At 57.4% G+C, this 5,298-nt stretch carries 2 protein-coding genes and 1 pseudogene; 1 reads left to right on the top strand and 2 read right to left on the bottom strand.

Going from position 1 to position 5,298, the window contains the following annotated elements; translation table 11 throughout:
- Positions 1-162 precede the first annotated feature (162 nt).
- The gene (locus PKO01S_RS29850; protein WP_407669725.1) at positions 163-696 is read right to left on the bottom strand and encodes a cellulose binding domain-containing protein; all 534 of its coding nucleotides are present in this window, start codon (positions 694-696) and stop codon (positions 163-165) included.
- Positions 688-2,568: pseudogene (locus tag PKO01S_RS28160) on the bottom strand (rhamnogalacturonan lyase); the annotation flags it as partial. The gene PKO01S_RS29850 and the pseudogene PKO01S_RS28160, both read right to left, overlap by 9 nt.
- Before the next feature lie 393 nt (positions 2,569-2,961).
- Between PKO01S_RS28160 and rnr the strand changes: the two are divergent.
- Positions 2,962-5,298 (top strand): ribonuclease R (gene rnr, locus PKO01S_RS28155; RefSeq protein WP_127534756.1); only part of this gene is annotated, 2,337 nt, incomplete at its 3' end.

The following is a 5,298-nucleotide window of genomic DNA, read 5'->3' as shown; positions in this document are numbered from 1 at the left end:
GAGCCAAGAGCCAAGAGCCAAGAGCCAAGAGCCAAGAGCCAAGAGCCAAGAGCCAAGAGCCAAGAGCCAAGTGCCAAGTGCCAGAGCCAAGAGCTAGAATGGGCAAAAGACCCTGCTGTCTTCTCCCGGACAGAGAGGGCAGAGGGTCTTGTCATTATGCCGTTAAGACGGCTCGACTCCCCAGACGAGGGTGCCGCTCACATACAGCGTGACGTTAGCTGCGTTAGCGAAATTGATTGTGGCGCCATCGAATGAATAGTCGTTCGCTTCGTTAAAGTTCGACCAATCGGTCTTGCTGAAGCGGGCTTGAATCGGACCGCTGTTCGCGCCTGGCGCAACAGAACCGACACTCGGCTTGAAGGATATTTCTAGATAAGTATCCGCCGAAGAGGTTTGCTTGCTCATCGGGACGAAGCTTGCTTGAATGTTGTCGCAGCCGACTTGCGCCCAGTCGCAGAAGGAACTGAAGGCGGTGTCGTTATCTTTCGTGAAATAGTAGCGGAGCTTCACCGTGCTTAAGTCGACAGCAGCAGACCCTCCATTCGTAATCATAAAATGCGGGCTTGCCGAATTGTTCGATCCATTCGTGTCGTTAGCCCGGTACTGGACGGCTAAGCCGGAGTTGCCGCCTCCCGTTGTCGGCGGCGGATCCGTCGGCGGATTCGTCGGCGTGGCCGGAGAACCGGCCGTGTAGATATTCGGCTGGGGAGGCGTCTGCATCCCGTCGCCGAGGAAGTAGCTGGTGTGAGGCGGCTGGTTATAAGCGACGTTCTGCCAGGCAATGCCCAGCCGGTAAACGGAATTATGCATGAGCGTATGAAGCTTGGTGCTCGTAACGGCTGTCGTCGTATATAAGCGAAGCGCGCTGCTGTCGTCGGTCCGCCAAATCGCTTCTTCGCGCCAATCGCCGATCAGGTCGGCCTGAAGGGTCGGATTGCCTTTCGTACTGTTGTTCGAATGGGTACCTGTGGCGGTCAGCAGATTCGATACGCTGCTGCTCGAATAGTTCCATTTGTCTATTTTGCCGACGCCGGCACTGGTATGGTCTAGCAGCTCGCGCAGCAGGTCGCCATCCCACCAGATCGCGAAGTTAATCGAAGGCGTTGAAGACGAAATAGACACGCCGGTAACGGAGTGAACGCCGACGCCGTTAGACGCCCACAGCTCTTCCCCTGGGTAACGCGGATCGATATCGCCGGTAAGCCCCCGGCCTGTATCGGCGCCAGTATATTGTCCCCATAAAATCTGGCCGGTCGCCGCATCGTGAATTTCAGCGCCGTAAGCAGCGCTCGTAATTTCATGGACGCCGTACGACTCCAGTCCCGGACGATTCGGGTTCAGGTCGCCCAAATGCATCGCATCGCCATGCCCAAGACCGGTGGCATACATCTTCGCTCCGTTGTCGTCGACCGCCATAGAGCCGTAGACGATTTCGTCCTTCCCGTCGTTATCGATATCCGCCACGCTTAATTGATGATTGCCTTGGCCGGCGTATGCGTTGTTGCCGGAACTGTTCGAGTCGAACGTCCACCGCTTCGTAAGCGATCCGTTGCGCCAATCATAGGCTGCGAGAACGGTTCGCGTATAATAGCCCCGCGCCATGACGATGCTGGGGCGTACGCCGTCGAGGTAGGCGACGCCGGCTAGAAAACGGTCGACCCGATTGCCGTAGCTGTCGCCCCAGCTGGAGACAGTGCCGCGCGCCGGTTCATAGCTAACGGTCGTCTTGATCCGGCCGTCCCCGCCGAAGACCGTCAAGTACTCCGGCCCGCTCAGCACGTAGCCGCTTGAATTGCGGTAATCCGCGGCAGCATTGCCGATGACGGTGCCTGCCGCATCCCTCGTGCCGTCCGCTGCTTTGCAGACGACTTCGGCTTTGCCGTCCCCGTCGAAGTCATAGACAAGGAACTGCGTATAATGCGCACCGGCTCTAATGTTGCGGCCCAGATCGATCCTCCATAGGCGGGTACCGCTGAGCTCATAAGCGTCCAGATAGACGTTGCCGGTGTAGCCGGATTGCGAGTTGTCCTTGGAATTGGACGGATCCCATTTCAACACAATCTCGTAATCGCCGTCGCCGTCCAAATCGCCAACGCTGGCATCATTGGCGCTGTACGTGTAGCTGACGCCATCTGGCGTTGTTCCTCCTGCCGGCTTCTGGATGGGGATGTTCCAATAATTGTTGTTCCACACCGAAGCGGCGGGAGAGGCCGATTGCGTTTGTCCGTTCACGACGGGCGATACCGTGTAGGAGGAGCTTGCTGTTCCAGCGGTATCGACGAAATTCGTACTGCCGGTAACCGGTGTGCTTGTAATCAGCGTCCCGTTGCGGTACACGTTGAAGTTGGTGGAGAGCGGTTCAGTGCCGAGCAGCCGCCAGCTTAAAAATACGCCGTTGCTCACTTTGACGGCGACAAGTCCGCGGTTGAGCAGCTCCATTTGGCGGGGGGAAGCGGCGTAGGCGGGAGTGGGATGCTGAGGCAAAAGAGGAAGGGCGACTAGCAGCGCGAGCGCCGCTGTCAGCAGACGGCGCATTGGCCGTCTGACGGTTAAGGCGGAACGGAACATAACATGCCTCCTGACATTTGTGGAATAAGCGCTATAGTAAAACGCTTTCATAAAGTATTGTAAATGGGCTTCCTATTATTGGAACAGTGGACTACAGGACGAAATCGAACCGTAGCGAAAGAGGCGAAAGACACGGCGAAAACGAGGGCGTCATCTTTTCGAAAACAGGCCTCTGGATCCCCTTCTGGCGGTTGCTTCGTGACATGGAAGTCTAGGTTTCTAAAGAACGAATCCAGACCTGCAGCGGGACGGCGGCGGGCTTGATGCGGTTCAATTTTTTTGTAATTGCGGATGAAGGGTATCGGTTTCGTGTATACTGAATGGTATATGAAAAAATATCCTTTATTGTCGGACTATAAGGTACCCGGCGGTTAAGCCGGGAGCGGAGGAATCATGAGCTTAGAGCAGGACTTACTTGATTTTATGAGAGAAACGGCGTACAAGCCGATGACTTATCAAGAATTGGAGCAGCATTTTGGTATCGAGGGAGCAGATGAGTTCCGTTCGTTCCTTATTCTGCTTAACGAATTAGAGGAAGCAGGCAAAATTATCCGTACTCGCAACGACCGCTACGGCGTCATCGAGCGGATGAACCTCGTGCGCGGCCGCGTGCAGGCGCATGCCAAGGGCTTTGCGTTCCTCATACCGGAGGAGAAAGAGCATCCGGATGTTTATTTGCATGCGAACGATTTGAAGAGCGCCATGAATGGCGATATCGTGCTCGTCCGCGTAACCTCGCAGAGCGAGGGCGGCGGCCGTATGGAAGGCGAGGTCGTGCGTGTCGTGACACGTGCGGTGACGCAGGTCGTCGGCACGTTCGATAATCACGAAGCTTATGCGTTCGTGCTGCCGGATGATAAGCGGATTAACCGCGATATTTTCGTTCCGAAGGGAGCGTTCGGCGGAGCGGTATCGGGGCAAAAGGTTGTCGTCCGCATTACGGAGTATCCGGAAGGCCGTTCGGCAGCGCAGGGTGAAGTGATCGAAGTGCTCGGCCATAAGGATGATCCGGGCGTCGATATTTTGTCGATCATTCGCAAGCATCAATTGCCGGAAGGGTTCCCGGACGAAGTGATGGCGGAAGCGGAGGCTGCACCGGACTCGATCACCGAGGAAGAGATCGTGGAGCAAGGACGGCGCGACCTTCGCGGCGAGACGATCGTAACGATCGACGGCGAAGATGCGAAGGACCTCGACGATGCGGTCCATGTCGTTCGGCTGGAGAATGGCAACTACAAGCTGGGTGTCCACATTGCGGACGTCGGCTACTATGTGCGTGAGCGCTCGGCGCTCGACCAAGAAGCGTACCGCCGCGGATGCAGCGTGTACCTTGTTGACCGGGTTATTCCGATGCTGCCGCACCGTCTGTCGAACGGCATTTGCTCGCTCAATCCGCAGGTCGACCGGCTGACGCTGTCCTGTGAGATGGAGTTCGATCCGAGTACGCTGAAGCGGGTGCGCCATGAGGTGTTCACGAGCGTCATTCGGACGACGGAACGGATGACGTATACGAACGTGAAGCGGATTCTGACGGCGACCGAGGAAGAGCCGGAGACGGAGCTGAAGGAGCGCTACGCCGGACTGCTGGACATGTTCTCGGTGATGGAAGAGCTCGCGATGAAGCTGCGGAAGAACCGGATGAAGCGCGGTGCGATCGATTTCGACTTCCAGGAGTCGAAGGTGCTCGTCGATGAGCAAGGCAAGCCATACGATATTATTAAACGCGACCGTTCGATCGCGGAGATGATTATCGAAGAGTTCATGCTCGCGGCGAACGAAACGGTAGCGGAGCACTTCCATTGGCTGCGCGTTCCGTTCCTGTACCGGATTCACGAGAATCCGGACGGCGAGAAGCTGCTGCACTTCATGCAACTCGTCTCGAATTTCGGCTATGTGGTGAAAGGTAAAGGCAACACGGTTCATCCGCGTGCGCTGCAGACTCTGCTCGAAGAGATTCAAGGAACGAAGGAGCAGACGGTCATCTCGACGATGATGCTCCGGTCGATGAAGCAGGCGAAGTACGATGCGGAATGCCTCGGTCACTTCGGCCTTGCGGCGGAGTTCTACTCGCACTTCACGTCGCCGATTCGGCGGTATCCGGACTTGGTCATCCACCGCGTGATGCGCGAGGTGTTCGAGAACGGCGGCATGCTGCCGGAGAAACGAGTGGAGGATCTCGGAGCGCGGATGCCGGACATTGCACAGCAATCGTCAGAGCGGGAGCGCGTCGCGGTCGATGCGGAGCGCGACACCGACAAGCTGAAGAAATGCGAGTACATGCTCGATAAGATCGGCGAAGAGTTCGACGGTATTGTCAGCAGCATTACGAGCTTCGGCATGTTCGTCGAGTTGGACAACACGGTCGACGGTCTGATTCGGCTGAGTCAACTGACGGACGACTATTATCATTTCCACGAGTTGCACATGGTGCTGATCGGCGAGCGGACGTCGAAGGTGTACCGGATCGGCGACGAAGTGAAGATCCGCGTAGCGGGCGTGAATATGGAAGACTATACGATCGATTTCGAAATGGTCGACATGAAGCCACGAAGCAACGGCTTCCGCGGATTCGGCGATTTCAGCGGCGGCGCAGGCCGCGGACCGGCGAAGCGTAAAGCAGCCGGCGGCTTCGGCCGCGATGGCCGGCCGGGACGCGGAGGAGCAGCTGCTGCTGGACGCGGCGGTGCTGCAGCGGGCCGTGGCGGCGCAGCGGGCAGCGGCGAAGGCCGC

The organism is Paenibacillus kobensis NBRC 15729 (genome assembly GCF_004000825.1).
Taxonomy (GTDB): Bacteria; Bacillota; Bacilli; order Paenibacillales; family Paenibacillaceae; genus Paenibacillus_T; species Paenibacillus_T kobensis.
Note: the sequence above shows the minus strand (reverse complement) of the source record. Positions and strands in the feature narration are given on the sequence as shown.